The sequence below is a fragment of the Emticicia sp. genome, from assembly GCF_043780375.1.
In the GTDB taxonomy this organism is placed as follows: Bacteria; Bacteroidota; Bacteroidia; order Cytophagales; family Spirosomataceae; genus Emticicia.
Genome location: NZ_JAYWCU010000027.1, coordinates 1 through 20,232 on the forward strand (window position 1 = coordinate 1; position 20,232 = coordinate 20,232).

The 20,232-nt window shown below is 33.6% G+C and carries 18 protein-coding genes, 1 tRNA gene and 1 pseudogene; 13 read left to right on the top strand and 7 right to left on the bottom strand.

Features of this window, described 5'->3' with window-relative positions:
* Positions 1–80 precede the first annotated feature (80 nt).
* Positions 81–449, bottom strand: coding sequence for a two-component regulator propeller domain-containing protein (locus ACH2CJ_RS02160; protein WP_394990433.1), 369 nt, complete (start codon positions 447–449; stop codon positions 81–83).
* 439 nt (positions 450–888) lie between these two features.
* On the opposite strand from ACH2CJ_RS02160, the gene ACH2CJ_RS02165 reads away from it, so the two are divergent.
* Positions 889–2,151: an asparagine synthetase B gene (locus ACH2CJ_RS02165; RefSeq protein WP_394990434.1), complete on the top strand. Its 1,263-nt coding sequence runs from the start codon at positions 889–891 to the stop codon at positions 2,149–2,151.
* 84 nt (positions 2,152–2,235) lie between these two features.
* On the opposite strand, the gene ACH2CJ_RS02170 is transcribed toward ACH2CJ_RS02165, so the two are convergent.
* Complete coding sequence (locus tag ACH2CJ_RS02170; protein WP_394990435.1) at positions 2,236–2,571, bottom strand: DUF6984 family protein; 336 nt, start codon at positions 2,569–2,571, stop codon at positions 2,236–2,238.
* A 43-nt stretch (positions 2,572–2,614) separates the two neighbouring features.
* On the opposite strand from ACH2CJ_RS02170, the gene ACH2CJ_RS02175 reads away from it, so the two are divergent.
* Positions 2,615–2,824: a hypothetical protein gene (locus ACH2CJ_RS02175; protein WP_394990436.1), complete on the top strand. Its 210-nt coding sequence runs from the start codon at positions 2,615–2,617 to the stop codon at positions 2,822–2,824.
* A 40-nt stretch (positions 2,825–2,864) separates the two neighbouring features.
* Here ACH2CJ_RS02175 and ACH2CJ_RS02180 read toward each other — a convergent pair whose 3' ends face one another.
* The 3 genes and pseudogenes from ACH2CJ_RS02180 to ACH2CJ_RS02190 all read right to left on the bottom strand — a co-directional run bounded on the left by ACH2CJ_RS02180 (position 2,865) and on the right by ACH2CJ_RS02190 (position 4,696).
* On the bottom strand, positions 2,865–3,092 hold the full coding sequence (locus ACH2CJ_RS02180) for a DUF2179 domain-containing protein (protein ID WP_394990437.1): 228 nt from the start codon (positions 3,090–3,092) through the stop codon (positions 2,865–2,867).
* Positions 3,089–3,831 (bottom strand): annotated as a pseudogene (locus tag ACH2CJ_RS02185) (YitT family protein). The gene ACH2CJ_RS02180 and the pseudogene ACH2CJ_RS02185 overlap by 4 nt, the downstream one beginning before the upstream one ends.
* Before the next feature lie 145 nt (positions 3,832–3,976).
* A complete protein-coding gene (locus ACH2CJ_RS02190) occupies positions 3,977–4,696 on the bottom strand; it encodes a hypothetical protein (protein ID WP_394990438.1) in 720 nt (239 codons plus the stop codon).
* A gap of 113 nt (positions 4,697–4,809) precedes the next feature.
* Here ACH2CJ_RS02190 and ACH2CJ_RS02195 point away from each other — a divergent pair, with 113 nt between their 5' ends.
* The 5 genes from ACH2CJ_RS02195 (at position 4,810) to ACH2CJ_RS02215 (ending at position 12,211) form a co-directional block, all read left to right on the top strand.
* On the top strand, positions 4,810–6,126 hold the full coding sequence (locus ACH2CJ_RS02195; RefSeq protein WP_394990439.1) for a cryptochrome/photolyase family protein: 1,317 nt from the start codon (positions 4,810–4,812) through the stop codon (positions 6,124–6,126).
* A gap of 276 nt (positions 6,127–6,402) precedes the next feature.
* Positions 6,403–9,333: a PD-(D/E)XK nuclease family protein gene (locus ACH2CJ_RS02200; RefSeq protein WP_394990440.1), complete on the top strand. Its 2,931-nt coding sequence runs from the start codon at positions 6,403–6,405 to the stop codon at positions 9,331–9,333.
* A gap of 74 nt (positions 9,334–9,407) precedes the next feature.
* Positions 9,408–10,517, top strand: a complete 1,110-nt coding sequence (locus tag ACH2CJ_RS02205; protein ID WP_394990441.1) for a DegT/DnrJ/EryC1/StrS family aminotransferase — start codon at positions 9,408–9,410, stop codon at positions 10,515–10,517.
* 39 nt (positions 10,518–10,556) lie between these two features.
* The gene (locus tag ACH2CJ_RS02210; protein ID WP_394990442.1) at positions 10,557–11,438 is read left to right on the top strand and encodes a glycosyltransferase family 2 protein; all 882 of its coding nucleotides are present in this window, start codon (positions 10,557–10,559) and stop codon (positions 11,436–11,438) included.
* A gap of 5 nt (positions 11,439–11,443) precedes the next feature.
* Positions 11,444–12,211: a class I SAM-dependent methyltransferase gene (locus ACH2CJ_RS02215; RefSeq protein WP_394990443.1), complete on the top strand. Its 768-nt coding sequence runs from the start codon at positions 11,444–11,446 to the stop codon at positions 12,209–12,211.
* A 43-nt stretch (positions 12,212–12,254) separates the two neighbouring features.
* Here ACH2CJ_RS02215 and purL read toward each other — a convergent pair whose 3' ends face one another.
* Positions 12,255–14,501: a phosphoribosylformylglycinamidine synthase subunit PurL gene (gene purL, locus ACH2CJ_RS02220; protein ID WP_394990444.1), complete on the bottom strand. Its 2,247-nt coding sequence runs from the start codon at positions 14,499–14,501 to the stop codon at positions 12,255–12,257.
* A 274-nt stretch (positions 14,502–14,775) separates the two neighbouring features.
* Here purL and ACH2CJ_RS02225 point away from each other — a divergent pair.
* The 4 genes from ACH2CJ_RS02225 (at position 14,776) to ACH2CJ_RS02240 (ending at position 17,901) form a co-directional block, all read left to right on the top strand.
* Positions 14,776–14,860 (top strand) — tRNA-Ser (locus tag ACH2CJ_RS02225).
* Positions 14,861–14,932: 72 nt separating this feature from the next.
* On the top strand, positions 14,933–15,166 hold the full coding sequence (locus ACH2CJ_RS02230; RefSeq protein WP_394990445.1) for a 4a-hydroxytetrahydrobiopterin dehydratase: 234 nt from the start codon (positions 14,933–14,935) through the stop codon (positions 15,164–15,166).
* A gap of 282 nt (positions 15,167–15,448) precedes the next feature.
* Positions 15,449–16,741, top strand: coding sequence for an APC family permease (locus tag ACH2CJ_RS02235; RefSeq protein WP_394990446.1), 1,293 nt, complete (start codon positions 15,449–15,451; stop codon positions 16,739–16,741).
* Positions 16,742–16,755: 14 nt separating this feature from the next.
* The gene (locus tag ACH2CJ_RS02240; RefSeq protein WP_394990448.1) at positions 16,756–17,901 is read left to right on the top strand and encodes a trans-sulfuration enzyme family protein; all 1,146 of its coding nucleotides are present in this window, start codon (positions 16,756–16,758) and stop codon (positions 17,899–17,901) included.
* A 434-nt stretch (positions 17,902–18,335) separates the two neighbouring features.
* Here ACH2CJ_RS02240 and ACH2CJ_RS02245 read toward each other — a convergent pair whose 3' ends face one another.
* Entirely contained in the window at positions 18,336–18,470 is a 135-nt protein-coding gene (locus tag ACH2CJ_RS02245) for a hypothetical protein (RefSeq protein WP_394990449.1), read from the bottom strand.
* Between the two features lie 238 nt (positions 18,471–18,708).
* Between ACH2CJ_RS02245 and rsmI the strand changes: the two genes are divergently transcribed.
* Together rsmI and ACH2CJ_RS02255 are read left to right on the top strand one after the other, a co-directional pair.
* Positions 18,709–19,395 carry a 16S rRNA (cytidine(1402)-2'-O)-methyltransferase gene (gene rsmI, locus ACH2CJ_RS02250; RefSeq protein ID WP_394990450.1) on the top strand — a complete coding sequence of 229 codons (687 nt, stop codon included), beginning with the start codon at positions 18,709–18,711 and terminating at the stop codon, positions 19,393–19,395.
* Between the two features lie 9 nt (positions 19,396–19,404).
* A partial coding sequence (locus ACH2CJ_RS02255; protein WP_394990451.1) for a sterol desaturase family protein occupies positions 19,405–20,232 on the top strand: 828 nt, incomplete at its 3' end.

Sequence of the window (20,232 nt, forward strand, 5' to 3'; positions counted from 1 at the left end):
TAATGTAACTTGTGTCGGTTGTAACCCGACCCCTTGTTTGTCTTGGTTCTTGCCATTTGTTTACATAAATTTGTGTAAACCTATTTCAGGACAAGACAATCGTAAAGACAAAGTCCCTTGTGAGTCCCTATCCAAATTTTACCATCTTTATCTTCCAAAAGACAATAAATATTATTACTGATTAGCCCATCGGCCACTAAAAAACGGCTAAATGATTTTCCGTCATATTTATAAAGACCATTTTCGGTGGTGCCGAACCAAATGTTACCCGCTTTGTCCTGCAGGCTACATTGAACATTACCATATCTAGGTGAGCCTATGGTTTTTATAAGTTTTGGATGTTCCTTTTCTTCTTGTAAATCTTTTTTAACTGGTCCGTTGCAGGCAGTGCCAAAAATTATTATTGTCAGAAAAGTAAAGACTTGCGTTTGTGAGAAATATTTTTTCATTGTTCAAATTGTCATTGAGGTTTTTTATCTAATTGTCGGTTGGTGTGTCGCTCTGCAATTACCGCTAACACTTAATATACGGAAGTTTTGTAGTGCTTTTTGTATTGTTTGGTACTATTCTAATAAACAATTGTATATTCAATGTCGTACTTTTCGGTTGTTTTATTAATTAGACTTCCTGCAATATCACCACATTTCCAAATAATTCAAACAATCAAAAATCAAATTTATTCGGTAATTTATTATTCTGTAATTTACTCGATTATTTTTGAAATAAAATCATTTAGTTTTATGTAATTATTTTTAGAAAAATCGATATTATTTTGGTCGAAATCACCCATCTTTAGTGATTAAAATTAAAAAAACATCAAATAAGCTCCCAAAAAAAACGTTGATTGGTATAATCATTGTAGTATTTTTGTGAAATAAATTATTGAAAATGAAAAAAACTGCCCTTTTTATACTTTTATCTCTTTCGCTGACAACGAATTTGTTCGCCAATCGAATTTTGATTCCGATGGATGATTCGCAACGGAACCATTTGAAAGCCTATGGCATTGCCTTTTGGTTGCTAAAAACGCACGGAATGGAAGTTGAGTGGCTATTGAATTACAGAGGAGGTAGCTTTTTGTTTGAGGCTTCACAAAATTTTGTGAACGAATGCGTTATTCGTGGTGTAAGTTATGAAATGATTTCGGAAGCCGAATCGCAATCTATTTTAAACTTGATTGCTTCGCCCGATGCTAACATGGATGCCGTAAAACTCAATAAAGCACCTAAAATAGCCGTTTATTCGCCTAAAACTAACCAACCTTGGGACGATGCCGTTACGCTCGTGCTAACTTATGCCGAGATTCCCTACGATAAAATATTTGATGAAGAAGTATTAGATGGTAAACTGCCAGAATACGATTGGTTGCATCTTCACCATGAAGATTTTACTGGTCAATTCGGGAAGTTTTTGCGTATGCGTGGACAAGCATGGTACCAAGAACAAAAAACAGAAGCTGAAACTATTGCAAAAAAATATAATTTTACAAAAATTCCAGATTTAAAAATGGCGGTTACACGTAAAATCAGAGATTTTGTTTTTGGTGGAGGCTATATGTTTGCCATGTGTAATGCAACCGATACTTTTGATATTGCTTTAGCGGCCGAGGGAGTCGATATTGTAGAAGCTCCTTACGATGGCGATGGGGCAGACCCTAATGCCGAAAAAAAGCTAAACTACGATAACTGTTTTGCTTTCAAGGATTTTAGATTGATTACTAATCCTTATGAAATGGAGTTTTCGACCATCGATAATCAACAAGAGGAGCGAGGCGTGACAGAAAATAATGACTATTTTTCATTGTTTCAGTTTTCAGCAAAATGGGACCCGATTCCTACGATGTTGACACAAAATCATGCAAATCTTATCAAAGGTTTTATGGGGCAAACAACGGCTTTCAAGAAGCCATACATTAAACCTGACGTAATTACAATGGCGGAAAATCGCTCATTAGGTGAAGCTCGCTACATACACGGAACAATGGGTAAAGGTTTTTGGACTTTCTACGGTGGACACGACCCCGAGGATTATCAGCACTATGTGGGCGAAGAACCAACAGACTTGAATCTTCATCCAAATTCGGCGGGTTATCGCTTGATTTTAAATAATGTATTATTTCCTGCTGCTAAGAAGAAAAAACTGAAAACGTAGAAATTTAATAATTAATTTAAACAAAAAGGTAAAATGCTGATTATAAGTATTTTGCCTTTTTTTGTTTGGTGTTATATTTATTTATTATTCATCAAAAGATAAGTTTTCTGGTGTTGGATAAGTTATCAGTTTTGAGAAATCTACTTTCCAAAAGTCTAAATCTAATAGTTGATTGTTGGCATCTTTGGTAAGTGTAATGACTACTTCTGTACCGTCAGCATCAATATAATTGGCTTGAATAAGGTCGCCTTCGTAAGGTGAAACATCAGGATTTCCAATGCCGATACTTTGCATTACACCACCTTCATATTCCTCAACATTTTCGTTAATTGGATAATCATTGAGGTTTAATTGGAGCTTTTCTAACAAAAAAAGTATCAAATTTCTTTCGTTTTCTCGTATTTTTCTTCTTTCTGACATTGTGTTTATTTTATTGGATAATCTTGCAAAACTACGTGTTTTTATGAAAAACTATGCTTTTTTTGCTTCAAACAATGTCCAGATTGCAGTAGCAATATCTACCCCTGCAAACAGAATCAGCGTCATTTTTGAGAAACCTAAAAGGATAAACAAAGAGCAGCAAAAAGTCTTATATACTGCTTGGGAATGGTCTAAAAATGAAGCCTTTATGCCCGTTTATGGCGAGCTACATTGCCAAACATCAAGAATATGAACATTTGCTAACGGCTGGTTTTACGGTTTAGAAAAAAATATTAGTGCAAAGGTCTTTTCTTAATCATGCCGCCTTTAGTGTCTTTTACGCTGTTCATGACAACAAATGCGTCGGGTTCAATTTTTTCAATTTCGGTATTGAGTTTATTGAGTTCGAGTCGAGTGATTACTGTATAAATGATATCAGTTGGTTTGGTTTCTCCTTTTTTTCCATAGCCACGTTTGCCGGAGTACACTGTTACGCCACGTCCCATTTTATTGATTATCATTTGACGAATTTCTTCGCTGTGCAAAGCATCGTAACACCGATATATTCTTCAATGCCTTCAATAATAAAATCAAGCGTTTTTGAGGCAGCCAAATAAGTAATCATCGAATACAGTGCAATTTCAACCGATAAGAAATAAGCGGCTGTCAGAAAAATAATAACATTGATCAAAGTGATAATATCTCCAAGTGTTGTTCCGAATTTTCGACTTAAAAAATCGCCAACACCTCGGTACCATCAATTACCGCACCACCTCTAACCGAAAGCCCGATGCCTGCACCAAGAAAAAATCCTCCAAAAATGGCAACCAATAAATTGTCTTGCGTAACATCTGGAAAAGAAACAGTGGCTACGCACAAGGCAAGCCCTGAAATGGCTAAGGCAGTTTTGAAGGCAAACTGTTTTCCGAGAATTTTGTAACCAAGAAAAATGAACGGAATATTAATGCCAATAATTAACATGTACAACGGAATACCGGTCAATGCAGAAATTAGCAATGAAATACCCGTTGCTCCACCATCAATAAAATGATTGGTGAGCAAAAATCCTTTGAAACCAAACGATGCTGAAAAAATTCCTGCTGTGATGAGGATAAAGTCTTTGATGTTTCGCTTCAGCGAAATAATAAATTCACGATAAGCCTTGGCTCGCTGATAGTTTGAATATCGATTTTTTTCGGTAGAATTTTTGTTTCTCCTAGAGGTTAATTTTATAATTATTTGTTTCCAGATTGGCCTCATAATGTTATTATAGTTTGCGGATGATTACGAAGATAAGCAATTTTAAGGAAATTTCTAAATGAGAAATATTGCGACCAAAAAAAACGGACAAAGAGGTTTTTCTTTGTCCGTTATAGAATTTATAAGTTATTGATTATAAGGGGTTTTATTCCTTAATTATAAAGTCTGAATCTTTCAATCCTTTATTAACTTTTACTGACTGAACATCTGATACTACTTCGCCCATTTGTCCGCCGCTTCTTTTGGTTTGAGAAGGTAGCATTACCTCTATACCTTTAAATTTTTTGTAATTAATATAAGAAACTATATTCTCAAATTTACCTCTTGGGGTTTCATTCATCGAATATGTTTTTACTTTCAAACCCGACTCGACTTCATAATAGTCATTCCATTTTTTGCCGTCAGCAGTAGCCAATTCTAGCTTATAAGCATCTTTTTCACCAACTTTTTCTTTGCCCAAAACTGTGCGAGTAATGCCCATTTTATCATACAATAATTCAGAAAAAGGGTTTGAACGCATCGCCGACATCTGGGCTTCTTTACCTTCCAATGGTGGGCGATTACCCCCCCCGAAACCACCATTTTTAAGCTTATTTCCGTCATAAATTGCACCCATTACTTCATTTCCATTCATAAATATAGACATTGAATAGCGGTCAGGAAACTTAAATTTCATTTCAGTTTCAGCAGTTCCACGTTGGCTTTCGCTGGTGCTACTTATAGTCAAATCTTGAATTTTGCTAATAGCATCTTTTCCACCAATCGCTGTAAAATATTTTTCGATAACAGCGTCGGCGGTAGGAGTGTCTTGTGCAAAAGTGACCATTGTGAAAATTGAGAAGACAGTAACTAATATTTTTTTCATTGTTTTTGAGTTTAAGTTTTAATTTGAAGTTTAGACAAACAATTAAGCCAAAAGTAAAGTTTTTATTTCAATGTGCATGAAAAAATATGATGAAGTAGTTAAATTAATGATAAATGAAGACAAAAACTAAAATTGCTCTTTTTTGGCATCGCCGAGATTTAAGATTAGATGATAATGCAGGGCTATACCATGCACTAAAAAGTGGCTATCGGGTGTTGCCAATCTTTATTTTTGACCAAAATATTTTAGACAAACTCGATAATAAACAAGACCGACGGGTCGAATTTATTCATCAAGCATTGAGCGAAATGCAGGAAAAATTGACAGAATTAAGCTCAACAATTGTAGTAAAATATGGCAAACCGAATAAAATTTGGGAACAATTATTAGAAGAATTTGATGTTGCAGAAGTATATACCAATCATGATTACGAAAAATATGGTATTGAACGAGACAAGGAAATCGGTACTATGCTCAATGCTAAAGGTATAGCTTTTTATACTTTTAAAGACCAAACAATTTTTGAAAAAAATGAAATATTGAGTGGAGCAAGAACACCATATACTATTTTCACGCCATACAGTCGTAAGTGGAAAGATACGCTCAATGATTTTTATTTGAAGTCTTATCCGAATGAAATGTACTTCGATAACTTTCTTCAACATGAAAAAATTGAAATTCCAAGTCTATCTGATATAGGCTTTGAGGGAACAAGAGAGGCATTTCCAGGAAAGGAAATACGAGAAGAATTGATTAAAAAGTATGAAGAATTACGAGATATTCCGTCAATTTTGGGTACGAGTCGTTTGAGTGTTCATCTGCGTTTTGGTACAGTAAGTATCAGAAAGTTAACTCAAAAGGCGTTAAAATTGAATGAAAAATGGCTAAATGAACTTATTTGGCGAGATTTTTATATGAATATTCTACACCATTTTCCGCATATTAGTGCAGGAAAATCTTTTAGAAAAGAGTATGATAATATCGTTTGGCGGAACAACGAAACTGAATTTGAAAAGTGGTGTGAAGGTAAAACGGGTTATCCGATTGTAGATGCGGGTATGCGTGAACTCAACGAAACTGGTTTCATGCACAACCGAGTGAGAATGATTGCCGCCAGTTTTTTGATAAAACATTTGCTCATAGATTGGCGTTGGGGCGAAGCCTATTTTGCCCAAAAATTATTGGACTTCGATTTTTCTGCCAACAATGGTGGTTGGCAATGGGCGTCAAGCAGCGGTTGCGATGCCGCTCCGTATTTCCGAATTTTCAACCCGACTTCACAAACGCAAAAATTTGACCCAGAATTAAAATACATTAAAAAATGGATTCCAGAATTGAATAGTTTTGATTATCCAAAACCAATCGTTGAGCATGCTTTCGCACGTGAGCGGGTCTTGAAAATTTATAAAGAGGCATTAGTGAAAACTTAATTATTAATAGATTATTGTAGAGAAGCCAAACATTTAAACCAAATATGATTAGTGTCGCCAAATAAATAAGTGCCTATAATTGCTTAACAGGAAAGTGGAGCTATTTGAAGTAGAACTATTTGCCTTACCAGAATCGTAGCTATTATAATAAGGTAATTTCAATTTCTATTTTAGGAAAATTGATCTAAAAATAATAGGGCTTGTTACTTCAAATGATAGTATGTATTTTTGAAAGTCAGTTTTGATTACTGATGATTAAAAAATGTTCGCAAAAAAATGTTCTTCCTCAATCAATCGGCTCGTTATATTTTTGATAAACACACGCTCTCACAACTCAAAAATGTATGTGTTGTTTTACCAAGCCGTCGAGCAGTTTTTTATTTTAAGCAAGAGTTAGCAAAACTTTCTAAAGTGCCATTTATCGCTCCCGAAGTTTTGGCAATTGATGATTTTGTGATGCGAATGTCGGGCGTAAATCAGATTGATGCTGTAAGTTTATTATTTGAATTATACGAGATTTTCAAGAAGTACGATCCAGAAGTAAAATTCGATAGGTTCATTTCTTGGGCACCCACTTTGCTACGAGATTTTGATACTATTGACCAATATTTAGTAGAAAATCCAAAGTCTCTTTTCGAGTATATGAGTGAAGCAAAAGCTCTTGCTCGTTGGAACTTGGAACTCCTTACTTCTGGGAAACCTGAACTTAAAAAAACACAATCTACTGATAAGTATTTCAAACTCTTCGAAAATATTTTTAACGTTTACCAAGATTTGCATAAAAACCTGGAAGACAAGGGTTTATCGTATCGTGGTATGGCCTATAGACATTTGGCAGAAAGTATAAAATCGTTATTGATAGATGCAAATAACAGTGGGGTCATCTTTGAAAAGTTCTATTTTATTGGTTTCAATGCACTGAGTGAATCAGAAGAAAAAATCATAGAAACACTTGTAAAAGCAAATCGTGCCGAAACACTTTGGGATGCTGATTCGTATTTTATGAGTACCAAATTTAACCACAAAGCTGGTACTTTATTACGTCAATATAAAAATAGTGGGAAGTATGGAAAGTGGAATTGGCAATCTGATGATTTGTTAACTTCTGAAAAAAAAATGCAAATTATTGGTGTGGAAAATGCCTCTTTGCAAGCAAAAATTGCTGGTCATATTTATGCTGAAGCAGCCATTGAAAACCCAAAAGTATCTACGGCAATTGTACTTTGCGATGAAAATTTACTCCAGCCCGTGATGTATTCACTTGATGAACGTTTGACCGATTTTAATATCACGATGGGTTTGTCGCTACGAGGGTCGATGCTTTTTACTTTAATAGATGCTATTTTTGAACTCCAGCAAAACATTGCAGAATTTAAAACCAAAGATGGCAGTAAATTCAAAATGCCAAAATTCAGTCATCGGCATATTTTTAAAGTTTTGAACCATCCATTTATTCGCCGATATGAACAAATAAAATATGCAGAAATAGTTGATACTAAAAATAATAAAACTGTTTTCAGAAAAACGCTTCAGGAAATATTGAGTAAAAATGCAGTTTATCTAAGTCAAGATGAAATGTTGGCATTTGGTGAAAATGAACCGATTTTTAAAATTCTATTTTCACGCTGGGGCGATAGTTCCGAAAAGGCTCTTCAAGCCTTTTACGATTTAATTGATGAATTACGAACAATCTATCGAGAATCGAAAGATGCCATCGAAACAGAATACCTTTATTTGTTTCTGACGATTTTGCATCGTCTTGAAAAAATACTATTTCAGAATAAAGATTTAAACATCAAAAGTTTTAAGCATTTCTTGTATGAACTCATTAAACAAGAGAAAATCCCATTTAGTGGTGAGCCAATCTCTGATTTGCAAATCATGGGTATGCTCGAAACTCGATGCTTAGATTTTGACAGAGTAATTTTGCTTTCGGTAAATGAAGGTATTTTGCCAGTTGGTAAACACGTAAATTCTCTGATTCCATTTGATGCTTGTATCGAATATCATTTACCGGTTCACTCTGACCAAGATGCTGTAATGTCGTACCATTTTTTTCGATTATTGCAACGAGCCAAAGAGATTGATATTTTATATATTATTCCAAATGGTGATGGGGTTGGAGGGGGTGGTTCAGAAAAAAGTCGTTTTATTTTACAAATTGAAAATGAATTAGCAAAGGAGAATAAAAATTTAAAAATTACTTATCCGAAAATAGAATTTACAAAAAACATTGATAATGAGGCAATTAACAAAATTGAAATACAGAAAAACAATGAAATCCTAAAAAGCATTAGTAACCTTATTGCTGAGAAAGGAATTTATCCCACATCGCTAAGTACCTATCTTCGATGTTCGTTGCAATTTTATTTTGATAAAATTGCTGGTATCTCGAAACGGGAGGAAGTGGATGAAAATTTTGGAGCAGATATTTTTGGAACGTGGATACACAATACACTTGAAAAAATAGATAAAGATTTTGGGCCGAAAATTACTGAAGAAAATATTTGCACTATCATCTCGCAGATAGAAAATAGGTTAGATGAAACTTACCAAGAAAAATTTGGAGGCTATGTTGTTGAATCAGGAATGAACTATTTACTCAAACAAGTAGCTGAAAAATTGCTCAAGGATTTTTTTGAAAATCAGCAAGAAACACAAATTTTTCCGATGGAAGTACTGGAAGCTGAAAAGCAAATTACAGTAAACTTTAAAAAAGAAATTATTGGAAAAGTGCAAAATATTAAAATTGAAGGAAGGATAGACCGAATAGAAAGAGAAGCTAAAACATTGAAAGTAATAGATTATAAAACAGGAAAAGTAACTTTAAAAGACCTTCAAAAACCAAAAGACGAAGTATTGGAGCTAACACTAATTGACCCAGATAAAGAAAAATTACGACAACTTTGGCTCTATCAATACCTAATGCTTAAAAAGATGTACGTTGATGAGTTGATTTTAGGGGGAGAACGATTGGAAAACTATGGAGTAAAAGCTAAAATTTATTCATTCCGCAACATAAAAGAAAATTTAGAGGTAAATTTGAATTTTGAAGATGATCCAACAATTTTTGGCTTTATTGAAAAATCAGAAGATATTTTAACAAATATTATAAGCGAAATGCTTAATCCAGAAATCGCATTTTTGCAGACCGATGATTTGCAAACTTGTGAAAGATGTGATTTTCGAGGAATTTGCGGTAGATAAATGTATAGCGAATTTTTGCAAAGTAATCCATTTTATAGAAAATAAACTGAACTGTAGAACTAAAAGTTTTGATTTTGGAAAACAACCACAGTAAATTAAATATTCCTTTTCTCGACCTAAAGTTGATAAATCAACCTTATGAGAATGCTATAAATGCCGCTTTGCAAAAAAAGGTTGCTTCTGGCTGGTTTGTTTTAGGAGAAGAAGTAAGCAAGTTTGAAAATTCTTTTGCTGAATATTGCGGAACTAAACATTGTATTGGTGTAGCCAATGGACTTGATGCTCTCATACTTTTATTAAAAGCATCAAGTTTTCCAAAAAACGCTGAAGTCATAGTTCCGTCAAATACTTATATAGCGAGTATCTTGGCAATTTCGCTTGCGGGTTTCAAGCCAGTTTTGGTTGAACCAGATTTAGAAACATACCTAATTGACCCAAAAAAAATTGAAGATAAAATTACTAAAAAGACAAAAGCTATTTTGGTAGTGCATCTTTACGGTAAATGTTGCGAAATGTCTGAGATTACGAAGATTGCTCAAAAATATGATTTGAAAATTTTTGAAGATGCAGCTCAAGCTCATGGAGCAAATTTTGGAAATTTGAAAACAGGAAATCTTTCTGATGGAGCAGGTTTTAGTTTTTATCCAACAAAAAACTTGGGAGCAATGGGCGATGCAGGAGCGATTACGACGAATGATGATATTTTAGCAGAAAGAATAAAATCATTACGAAATTACGGTTCGGGTAAAAAGTATGTTTTTGAGTTTCAAGGAATGAACAGCCGATTAGATGAAATGCAAGCAGCAATTCTGAATGTGAAATTGTCGAACTTGAATTATGAAAATAAGCTTCGCCAAAGAATGGCAAAAAGGTATTTATCCGAAATAAAAAATTCAAAAGTAATTTTACCCTCTTCTAAAACTATCGAGCAAGATGCCTGGCATTTGTTTGTAGTAAGAATTGACGATCGTGAAAAATTTAGAAAATATCTATCAGAAAATGGAATTGGGACAGATGTTCATTATCCGATTGCTCCGCATCTACAATTGGCTTATCGGGAGTGGAATAAACTTTCTTTTCCAATTTCAGAGAAAATACATAGTGAAATTGTAAGTTTACCATTGAATATTGGTTTGTCGGAGGATGAAATAAATTATATTATTGAAAAAATTAATCAATATTAGTAAGACAGGTATTTGACTTGTTATACAAAAACTAAGAAAATGAAAGAGTTGTCTGTCGTAATACCAGTCTATAATGGTGCAAAATCAATTTCAAGACTTGTAGCGAGTTTGCAGAATGAGTTACGGACTTATGATTTTGAAATAGTTTTGGTCAATGATGATAGTCCAGATACTTCTGAGAAAATCTGTAGAGAATTGGCTACAATTCATAAAAACATTAAATTCATTTCTCTTCGAAAAAACTTCGGTGAGTTCAATGCCGTGATGTGTGGCCTGAATAATGTTACTGGAAAGTATACAGTAATTATAGATGATGATTTTCAAAATCCGCCTTCTGAAATTGTAAAGTTATTGGATAAAGCAAAGTCAGAGGATTTTGATGTAGTTTATAGTTGTTACTTAGAAAAAAAACATCATTTTTTTAGAAATTTTGGAAGTTGGTTGGTCAATCGTTTAACAACATCACTTTTAAATAAGCCGTCTGATTTATATTTGTCAAGTTTTAAATTAATAAAAAAAGAAATTATTAACGAAATTGTAAAATATAAAGGGCCATATCCATATATTGATGCATTGATTTTTAGAGTAACAAATAATATCGGAAAAACAGAAGTACAGCATAGCGAACGTTTGGAAGGACAATCAAATTATACATTAAGGAAGTTGATTACACTTTTCATGACAATCCTTTTTGGATATTCATTATTACCAATCAGGATTGTTTTATCCTTAGGTGTGCTTTTAGTAACGCTTTCAATACTTTTAATAGTGTTATATGTCTTTAAAGTAATTCCAGATTGGGGCTTATCAATGTTTGTTTTCTTCGGAGGCGTGCAACTTACTTCACTCGGAATTATCGGTGAATATATTTCAAAATCTTTTTTATCTCAAAATGGTACTCCTCAATATATTGAAAAGTAAATAATATGTTAATTAACTTTGAAGAATACCGAGCGATGTACGAAGCTGAAGAGAAACTTTGGTGGTATAAGGTGTTACATGAAAAGGTGCTAAAGGAGATTCGGCTAAAATTCGTTGAAAATAAACAAATCAAAATTCTTGATGCGGGTTGTGGAACAGGTGGTTTGATGAGTTTTTTGATAAAAAATGGGTATCAGAATATTCAAGGTTTTGATTATTCGAAAGATGCAGTAAGTTTTTGTAAAGAACGAAACCTATCAGTTCAGCAAATTGACATTACTAATTTTGATGATGTATTTGAAAAGGAAATTTTTGATGTAATCATTAATGATGATGTAGTTTATCAATTTGACAATCTAACGATAAAAAAAATATTTTTAACTTTTCAGACTAATTTAAAATCAGACGGAATCTTGATAAGTAATAATAATGCTTTCAATTTTTTTTATGGAACGCATGACATAGCAGTAGGTGGGAAGCAGCGTTTTTCATTGTCAGATTTTGAGCAAATTTTGAAAGAAATTCCTTTAAAAATTGTTTATTATTCCTACTGGAGTTGGGTGCTTTCTCCACTTATTTTAACAGTTCGTTTACTACAACAATTACGACTTAAACTCAATTTGATTGACTTAAAAAAAATAAAATCTGACGTTGTTGTACCGTCAGATTTTATAAATAATTTTCTCTATCAAATTGTCAAAATAGAAGAAAAATTGCTTAAAAAGGGTTTTTTTGGAAGTTCTCTTTTTATGGTGCTTAAAAAAAACGACTAAATTTTTTAATGAACTTTTGATAAAGTAATTGTAGGCAATTACTTTAATTCATTATATTTCCAATTGTACTTTCATACAAATCTTTAGCTGTACTGCAGGTCATCAAGATTTCATTATTGATTACGAAATTCTCTTCTGTAACTTGACCAATTAGACTGAAACCAATACCTTTATTTCGCAATAAACTTTCAATCTGATTTTGTTCCGAATCTTTTGCCGAAATAACAACTCTACTTTGAGCTTCACCAAACAAGAATGCATCGGTTCTAAAATCAATACTTGTATCAATACTAAAGCCTAATTGACGAGGTATTGCCGACTCTGCCAAAGTAATAAAAAGTCCACCATCTGAAATGTCATGTACTGATTGAACTAACTTTTTCTCAATCAATTCTTTAACCCCTTCTTGTAAATTATACTCTTCATCCAGATTGAAATCAGGTGCCGGGGAAGCCTTCACATTTCGGTAAGAATATAAATATTCAGATGAAGCAATGTCATTTTTTGATTGACCAACTAAGTAGATTAAATCTTTCGAATTTTTAAAATCGAGTGTTGTATGATTATCAATATTTTCCATCAAACCGAGCATGCCAATTGTAGGTGTTGGAAACACTGGGCCATCATCAGAACTTTGATTATAAAAACTAACATTTCCACCAGTTACTGGTGTACTAAATTTCAAACAAGCCTTACTCATTCCTTGTACTGCTCCAACAAATTGCCAGTAAACTTCAGGATTATATGGATTTCCAAAATTCAAATTATTGGTGATGGCGATTGGCTCGCCACCAGTACAAACAATATTTCGAGCAGCTTCTGAAACCGCAATTTGGCAGCCAATTTCTGGGTCAGCATTTACATACCTACCATTACAATCAACTGTTATGACGATTGCTTTATCTAAATCTCCTTTATTCGGGTCTCTCAATCTAACAACTGCTGCATCAGATGGACGGTTTGTACTACGATTGGCAGTTCCAACGGTTGAATCATATTGCTCAGTAACCCATTTCCGAGAACAAATATTTGGATGAGAAAGTAAATATTTAGCTACTTTTAGTAATTCATTCTTATCTTGAATATCTAAAATTGAGTTTATATTGAATTTTTTAAATTCTTGAAAATAGGCGGGTTCTTTATATTCACGGTGATATTGTGGAGCTCCACCACCTAAAACTAAATCTTCGGCAGGAACATCGGCAATTAATTTCCCATTCTGGTAAAAATGCAAGCGTTGAGTGTCTGTTACTTCTCCAATTTTCGCACAATGTAAATCCCATTTATCGAATATTCTCTGAATCACATCTTCCTTGCCTTTCTCAACAACGATTAACATTCTTTCTTGAGATTCTGAGAGTAAAATCTCCCAACCCTGCATATTCGCTTGGCGGGTAGGAACTTTATCGAGGTCGATAATCATTCCATGTTTGCCTTTTGCCGACATCTCGGAAGTTGAACAAATAATGCCCGCCGCTCCCATATCTTGAATACCAATCAACGAACCCGAAGCAATAATTTCTAAAGTTGCTTCCAAAAGGAGCTTTTCCATGAAAGGATCACCTACTTGAACCGCAGGTAGTTTTTCAGTAGATTTGTCTGAAATATCTTCAGAAGCAAAGGTTGCTCCATGAATTCCATCTTTGCCAGTTGCCGACCCAACAATAAAAACAGGATTGCCAACACCGTACGAAGTTGCCGAAGCCATTTTTCCTACTTCAAGAATCCCTGCTGAAAAAGCATTAACCAATGGATTCGTATTATAACATTCATCAAAGTAGATTTCACCACCAACTGTCGGAATACCGAAAGCATTACCATAATCTCCAATTCCTTTCACAACACCCTTTAATAGTCGTTGGGTTTTAGGTGAATTAATATCACCAAATCGAAGTGAATTTAATTGGGCAATAGGTCTTGCACCCATCGTGAAAATATCACGATTGATTCCCCCAACTCCGGTCGCTGCACCTTGATAAGGTTCAAGAGCCGAAGGGTGATTATGTGACTCAATTTTGAAACAACAAGCGAGTCCATTACCAATATCAACTAAGCCGGCATTCTCTTCACCAGCTTTTGCCAACATTCGATCAGAATCACGTGGTAATTTTTTGAGCCAAACAATAGAGTTCTTATATGAGCAATGCTCTGACCACATTACTGAGAATATTGAAAGCTCAGTAAAATTGGGAGTCTTGCCTAAAATCTGTTTGATTTTATCAAATTCTTCGGGTAATAAGCCAAGTTTTTTGGCAGTTTCGTAAGAAGGAAGTTGTTCGATTGTTTCCACAAATATGAAGGAATAAGGTTCTTATAAATAGGAGTGAATCTCAAATTAATGATTGTTTGCTTGCTCATTCCATAATACAAAGTTACTCTTTTTTCTTGCGACCTAAAAGTCCATTTTATAAAAATATCATAATCTCTTGATTACTAATGAGTTATGATTAAAAAGAATATAGATTGCTTATTTCTGCATTTTTTTTTAAAAATATTCAAAAGAGTGTTTGTCAAAAAAGAAAGAAAACCTTATCTTTGTACTCTCAATTAGAGAACAATCACACAGAGAGATGGCAGAGTGGTCGATTGCGGCGGTCTTGAAAACCGTTGACTGTCAAAGGTCCGGGGGTTCGAATCCCTCTCTCTCTGCTCCTAAAGCCGAATCGTATGATTCGGCTTTTTTGTTGTATATTTTTTAAACACTAAATAATAACTTTAGCTATGTGGAAAGAACAAGACAATAAACTTATGCGAACATTTAAGTTCAAAGATTTTTCGGAAGCATTTGCTTTCATGACACGTGTAGCTCTTTTATCAGAGCAACATTCACATCATCCCAGTTGGTCGAATGTTTGGAACACCGTCAATATTGAATTGACAACCCACGATGCAGGAAATATTGTAACAGAAAAAGACCAGAAATTGGCAAAAGCAATAGATAAACTATTAGCCTAAATCCGATCATTTAATGATTATCAACAAGTTCATAACTTGTTGATAATCAAGTGCTTATAAGATTCTTGCTTGTTCTTATAAGTTCTGAAACCCATAGTATAAGATTTTTTTATACTAAAACTCCAAGAATTGGCTTACATTAAAGCATTTATCTCGCCTGAGAATTGAATATTGCTCTCTTATTCGATACTTTATACGATTCGTTCGATTCTCAGACCGAATAAAATGCGTATAATTGTATAAAATAATCTGATAACTGGCGTTTCAATAGCTCTTGATATTATGGATAAACAACTAAAAAAACAAATTAGTCTTTATAGTCTGACAATGATTGCCATTGGGTCGAGTATTGGTTCAGGTATTTTTCGTACACCATCCGAGATAGCTGGATATCTTCCTACCGAAGGATTAATGCTATCGGTTTGGGTCATTGGAGGATTTATCGCAATTTGTGGAGCATTGACTTTCGCCAAAATATCAGCCCAGCTTCCTCATGCGGGTGGATTTTATGTTTTTTTAAAAGAAGCATTTGGCAATTTACCAGCTTTTCTTTATGGTTGGTCAATGCTCTTAGTGATAAATACAGGTTCATTGGCTGCTTTAAGTTTAGTTTTTACCTCTTACTTAGGGTCATTTATAGCATTATCCGAAAATATGCAATTATTGATTGCTATAACGGCCATTGCATTATTGACTATTATGAATGTTTTGGGTGTGAAATTTGGCAGCTTATTTGCTAGTATCTTTACTTCTGCCAAACTTACGGGTATTTTTGTAATAGTTGTTATCGGAATATTCTTTGGAATTAATCAAAATTTTGATTTTATAAACACTAATTATTCAGAAAGTAAGAATAATTTGTCCTTAATCTCGGCTTTTGGACTAGCGTTAATTGGAGTTACATTCTCTTATGGCGGCTATCAACATGCAACTTTTATAGCTGCAGAGGTAAAAAATGCCGATAAGATTGTCCCGAAAGCCATGATTTTGGGGATAATAATTGTTTGTTCAGCATATTTAACAATCAATATCGCATACTTAAGACTTCTTCCGATTGGCAAAATTTCTATTTCAGGAAGTGTTGCTTCCGATGCTATTAGTACTGTTTGGACTTTGGGAGGTAAGTTTATTTCATTTCTGATAATTTTATCAGTTTTGGGTACGATTGGTATTTATATTCTAACTGCTCCGAGAATATATTTTGCTATGGCAGAGGATAAATTATTCTTCAAAAAGTTTGCTGAAATACATCCGACCTATAAAACACCCTTTTGGGCGATAATTTTTCAATCAATTTGGACTATTTTTCTCCTTATTTTTTGGAAAACCTTCTCAAATCTAATTACTTATGTAGTTTTTGTAGATACAATCTTCTTTTTCTTGACTGCCGCAGCCTATTTTTTCCTAATAAAGCAAAAAACAACTTTTGGAATAATTGGTACTATTATTTTTATGGCAATGTCGGCTTTCATCGTGGTTAATACGCTTATCGAAAAACCTCAACAAGCCATTGCAGGCATCATTTTCTTAGGAATTGGTAGTATTTTCTACTATATATTTAAAAACAAACAATAATTTTACTTTTAGCGATGAACCAATCTTTTATAATCAATCAGCTTGCGGAAGATCGTGAGAAATATTTCCATGCAGTAGCTCCTCCAATTATACAAACGAGTAATTTCGCTTATCCTACAGTTGATGAATTCATGTTTGCGATTCAAAATGAGAAAGATGAACATATTTATACAAGAGGAAATAACCCAACAGTAAATATGCTTTGCCAAAAAATGGCTGCATTAGAAGGTTCTGAAGACTGTTTGATGGTTGGAAGTGGAGCAGCGGCAATCACAAATGCAGTAATATCGCAAGTAAATGCGGGTGATCACATTATTTGTGTACAAAACCCTTATACATGGGCAAATCATTTGATGACAAAAATTCTTCCTCGGTTCAATGTTCATACAACTTTTATTGATGGAACAAATATTGAGAATTTTAAACGAGCATTTACTTCAAAAACTAAGCTAATTTACCTTGAATCGCCCATTTCTTGGACTTTTGAACTGCAAAATTTAAGTGAAATTGCCGATTTTGCTAAAAAAAGAAGTATCACAACCGTAATTGATAATAGTTACTGCACAGCATTATGCCAACGACCAATAGATTTTGGAATAGATTTGGTTATTTATTCTGCTACTAAATACTATAACGGACATAGCGATGTAGTTGCTGGAGCTATTTGTGGCTCAAAAGAAAAAATTACACAAATATTTCATAATGAATACATGACTTTTGGTAATATTCTTGCTCCACAAAATGCGTGGTTAATGCTCCGAAGCCTGCGTACATTACCAATCAGATTGAAGCAATCTTCGGAAAGCACATTAAAAATTATGGCGTACTTAAACGATTCTCCCAAAATTGAAAGAATTTGGTATCCTTTTCATGAAAGTAATCCACAGTTAAACTTAGCCTACAAGCAAATGAAAATGCCGATGGGAATGTTTACGGTTGCTTTTAAGAATAGAAATGTTGAGTCAATCAAGAAATTCTGTGAATCACTACAAAATTTTCTGATTGCTGTATCTTGGGGAGGACATGAGTCTTTAATAATGCCAAAATGTGCATTTGTTAAGGAAGATGATCCACAAGTTAATATGCTCCGATTTTATATCGGATTAGAAGAGGCAGATACGTTGATAGAAGATTTAGACCAAAGTTTGAGCATTTTGTAAGAACTTTATTACAAAAACTTCAAAAAAAGGATAAAATCTTTTATGAATACACACTATAATGTGCATTAGTTTTAACTTAACAGAAAGAGTTAGGTCAATACCATGAATAAACATTACGAGGTCAAGACTGTAAACTCACCAAATAACACTTTTGGTGAATAGAATTCTTCCTCTTGGTTCATGCGGGTCATCAAAAGAACGCCTATAGCAATTGTAAGTAATAACATAATTATAGACACTTTTTATGATGTAATATTTGTTAATTACTTCATAAAAAACAATGCTAAAAAATGTATTAGATAAGCAATTAGATTTTTTTAAATCTGACACAAATTTAATCTAACAACTAAAAACAGTCAATAATCTTTAAAAAAATATTATAAGATTGATAATTTTTAGCACAAACTAAATTTATGGAGGCTACAGGGTTATTACTAATAGTAATAAACATTACGTGGGCGTGACCGCAGGCTCATCATGTAACCTTTTGGTGCATACATTTCTTCGGTCTCACGAATTTTTGTCATCATGATTCCGCCAATTGCGAGTGCTAATGCTGCTAATAACATGGCTTATTTCGATTATATTAGGAATTATTTGTTCAAAAGTATAAATTAAATTTCTATTAGTCAAGTATTTTCAGAAAATATTGAAAATAATACACTAATTAGATGAATATATTTATTTAACGGTATAAATTAAGGAATTATTTTATGAAAAAAGGATTAGTTGAGTCTTTATAAAGTATAAATTTTAAATGTTTTCAGTATTTTAAGTTGAAAAGTCGTATTTTTGTTGAAAAAACCTGTGAAACTTATACTTGTACCCACGCCAATTGGAAATTTAGAAGATATTACTTTACGAGCAATTAATATTTTGAAAGAAGCCGATTTGGTTTTAGCAGAAGATACTCGAAATACTGGTTTCCTTTTAAAACACCTAAATATCTCAAAATCGCTTCAAAGTCATCATGCTTTTAATGAACATCATACTGTTGGAAAGGTGATTGAACGAATAAAAAAGGGTGAAAAAGTTGTTTTGGTTTCAGATGCGGGTACACCAGCTATTTCAGATCCAGGGTTTTTGTTGGTACGTGAATGCTTACGAAGTGGGGTAGAAGTAGAATGCCTTCCAGGAGCAACGGCATTTGTACCAGCTTTAGTGAACTCAGGTTTACCATGCGATAGATTTACTTTTGAAGGATTTTTACCCGTAAAAAAAGGTCGTCAAACTCGACTAAAAGCATTAGTTGAAGAAGAACGGACAATGATTTTTTATGAATCACCATTCAGATTAATAAAAACACTCGAACAATTTGCCGAATATTTTGGTGCCGAGCGTCAGGCGTGTGTATCACGAGAATTAACCAAAATTTATGAGGAGAATGTGCGAGGAACTTTATCAGAAATAATTGCTAATTTTGCAAAACGAACCGTCAAAGGCGAAATTGTAATTGTTGTAAGCGGAAAATCAAGTAAAATAATAAAAGATTAAGAGAGTTCTATGTTTGAATCAATTAAAAATTATACTGTCGAACAACTGATTATTATTACAACTACGCCACTTTATACGATTCTCATCGTAGGTGAAATCGTGTTTAGTAATCTTCAACATCGTAACTATTATACGGTAAAAGATGCGATTACAAATTTGTATTTAATGTTCCTAAATGGTGGACTTGACCTACTTTCGAGGGGTGTTACTTGGGGTGTTTTGGCTTGGTTTTTTCAATTTCATTTTTTTGAAATACAAAATCCGATATTATATTGGGGTCTTCTATTTTTGGCAGAAGATTTTGTGTATTATGTGCTTCATGTGGTTGACCACCATACTCGTTTCTTTTGGGCGGCTCATGTTACACACCATTCGTCCGAGCAGTTTAATTTGACAGTCGGTTTTCGCTCGTCTGTTTTTCAGCCTCTTTATCGTTTTATCTATTTTATTCCGCTTTCACTCATAGGTTTTAAGGCGATTGATATTGCAGTAGTATATTCGATTACACAAATTTATGGTATCTTGGTTCATACAAGTTATATTCAAAAATTTCGTAAAATGCCTTTAATTTTATTAGAATACGTAGTTGTAACGCCTTCTCAGCATCGGGTGCATCATGCTTCTAATACAGAATATTTAGATAAAAATATGGGAATGTGCCTTTCTATTTGGGACAGAATATTTGGTACTTTCCAAGAAGAAATTGATGATTTACCTATTAAATATGGTTTAACTCATCCATTAGAAAACCGAAACGCCGCTAATATTGTATTTCATGAATGGATAGCTTTAGCGAAAGATGTCACTCAATCAGGTGGGTTTATAACCAAATTTAAG

Bases quoted from the DNA above. Each gene is read 5' to 3' on its own strand.
- ACH2CJ_RS02170 (WP_394990435.1), bottom strand. From the start codon at position 2,571: ATGTCAGAAAGAAGAAAAATACGAGAAAACGAAAGAAATTTGATACTT.
- ACH2CJ_RS02180 (WP_394990437.1), bottom strand. From the start codon at position 3,092: ATGATAATCAATAAAATGGGACGTGGCGTAACAGTGTACTCCGGCAAA.
- ACH2CJ_RS02210 (WP_394990442.1), top strand. From the start codon at position 10,557: ATGAAAGAGTTGTCTGTCGTAATACCAGTCTATAATGGTGCAAAATCA.
- ACH2CJ_RS02215 (WP_394990443.1), top strand. From the start codon at position 11,444: ATGTTAATTAACTTTGAAGAATACCGAGCGATGTACGAAGCTGAAGAG.
- ACH2CJ_RS02175 (WP_394990436.1), top strand. From the start codon at position 2,615: ATGAAAAACTATGCTTTTTTTGCTTCAAACAATGTCCAGATTGCAGTA.
- ACH2CJ_RS02235 (WP_394990446.1), top strand. From the start codon at position 15,449: ATGGATAAACAACTAAAAAAACAAATTAGTCTTTATAGTCTGACAATG.
- ACH2CJ_RS02240 (WP_394990448.1), top strand. From the start codon at position 16,756: ATGAACCAATCTTTTATAATCAATCAGCTTGCGGAAGATCGTGAGAAA.
- ACH2CJ_RS02195 (WP_394990439.1), top strand. From the start codon at position 4,810: ATGAAGACAAAAACTAAAATTGCTCTTTTTTGGCATCGCCGAGATTTA.
- ACH2CJ_RS02200 (WP_394990440.1), top strand. From the start codon at position 6,403: ATGTTCTTCCTCAATCAATCGGCTCGTTATATTTTTGATAAACACACG.
- ACH2CJ_RS02245 (WP_394990449.1), bottom strand. From the start codon at position 18,470: ATGTTATTAGCAGCATTAGCACTCGCAATTGGCGGAATCATGATGACA.
- ACH2CJ_RS02160 (WP_394990433.1), bottom strand. From the start codon at position 449: ATGAAAAAATATTTCTCACAAACGCAAGTCTTTACTTTTCTGACAATA.
- ACH2CJ_RS02230 (WP_394990445.1), top strand. From the start codon at position 14,933: ATGTGGAAAGAACAAGACAATAAACTTATGCGAACATTTAAGTTCAAA.
- ACH2CJ_RS02165 (WP_394990434.1), top strand. From the start codon at position 889: ATGAAAAAAACTGCCCTTTTTATACTTTTATCTCTTTCGCTGACAACG.
- ACH2CJ_RS02190 (WP_394990438.1), bottom strand. From the start codon at position 4,696: ATGAAAAAAATATTAGTTACTGTCTTCTCAATTTTCACAATGGTCACT.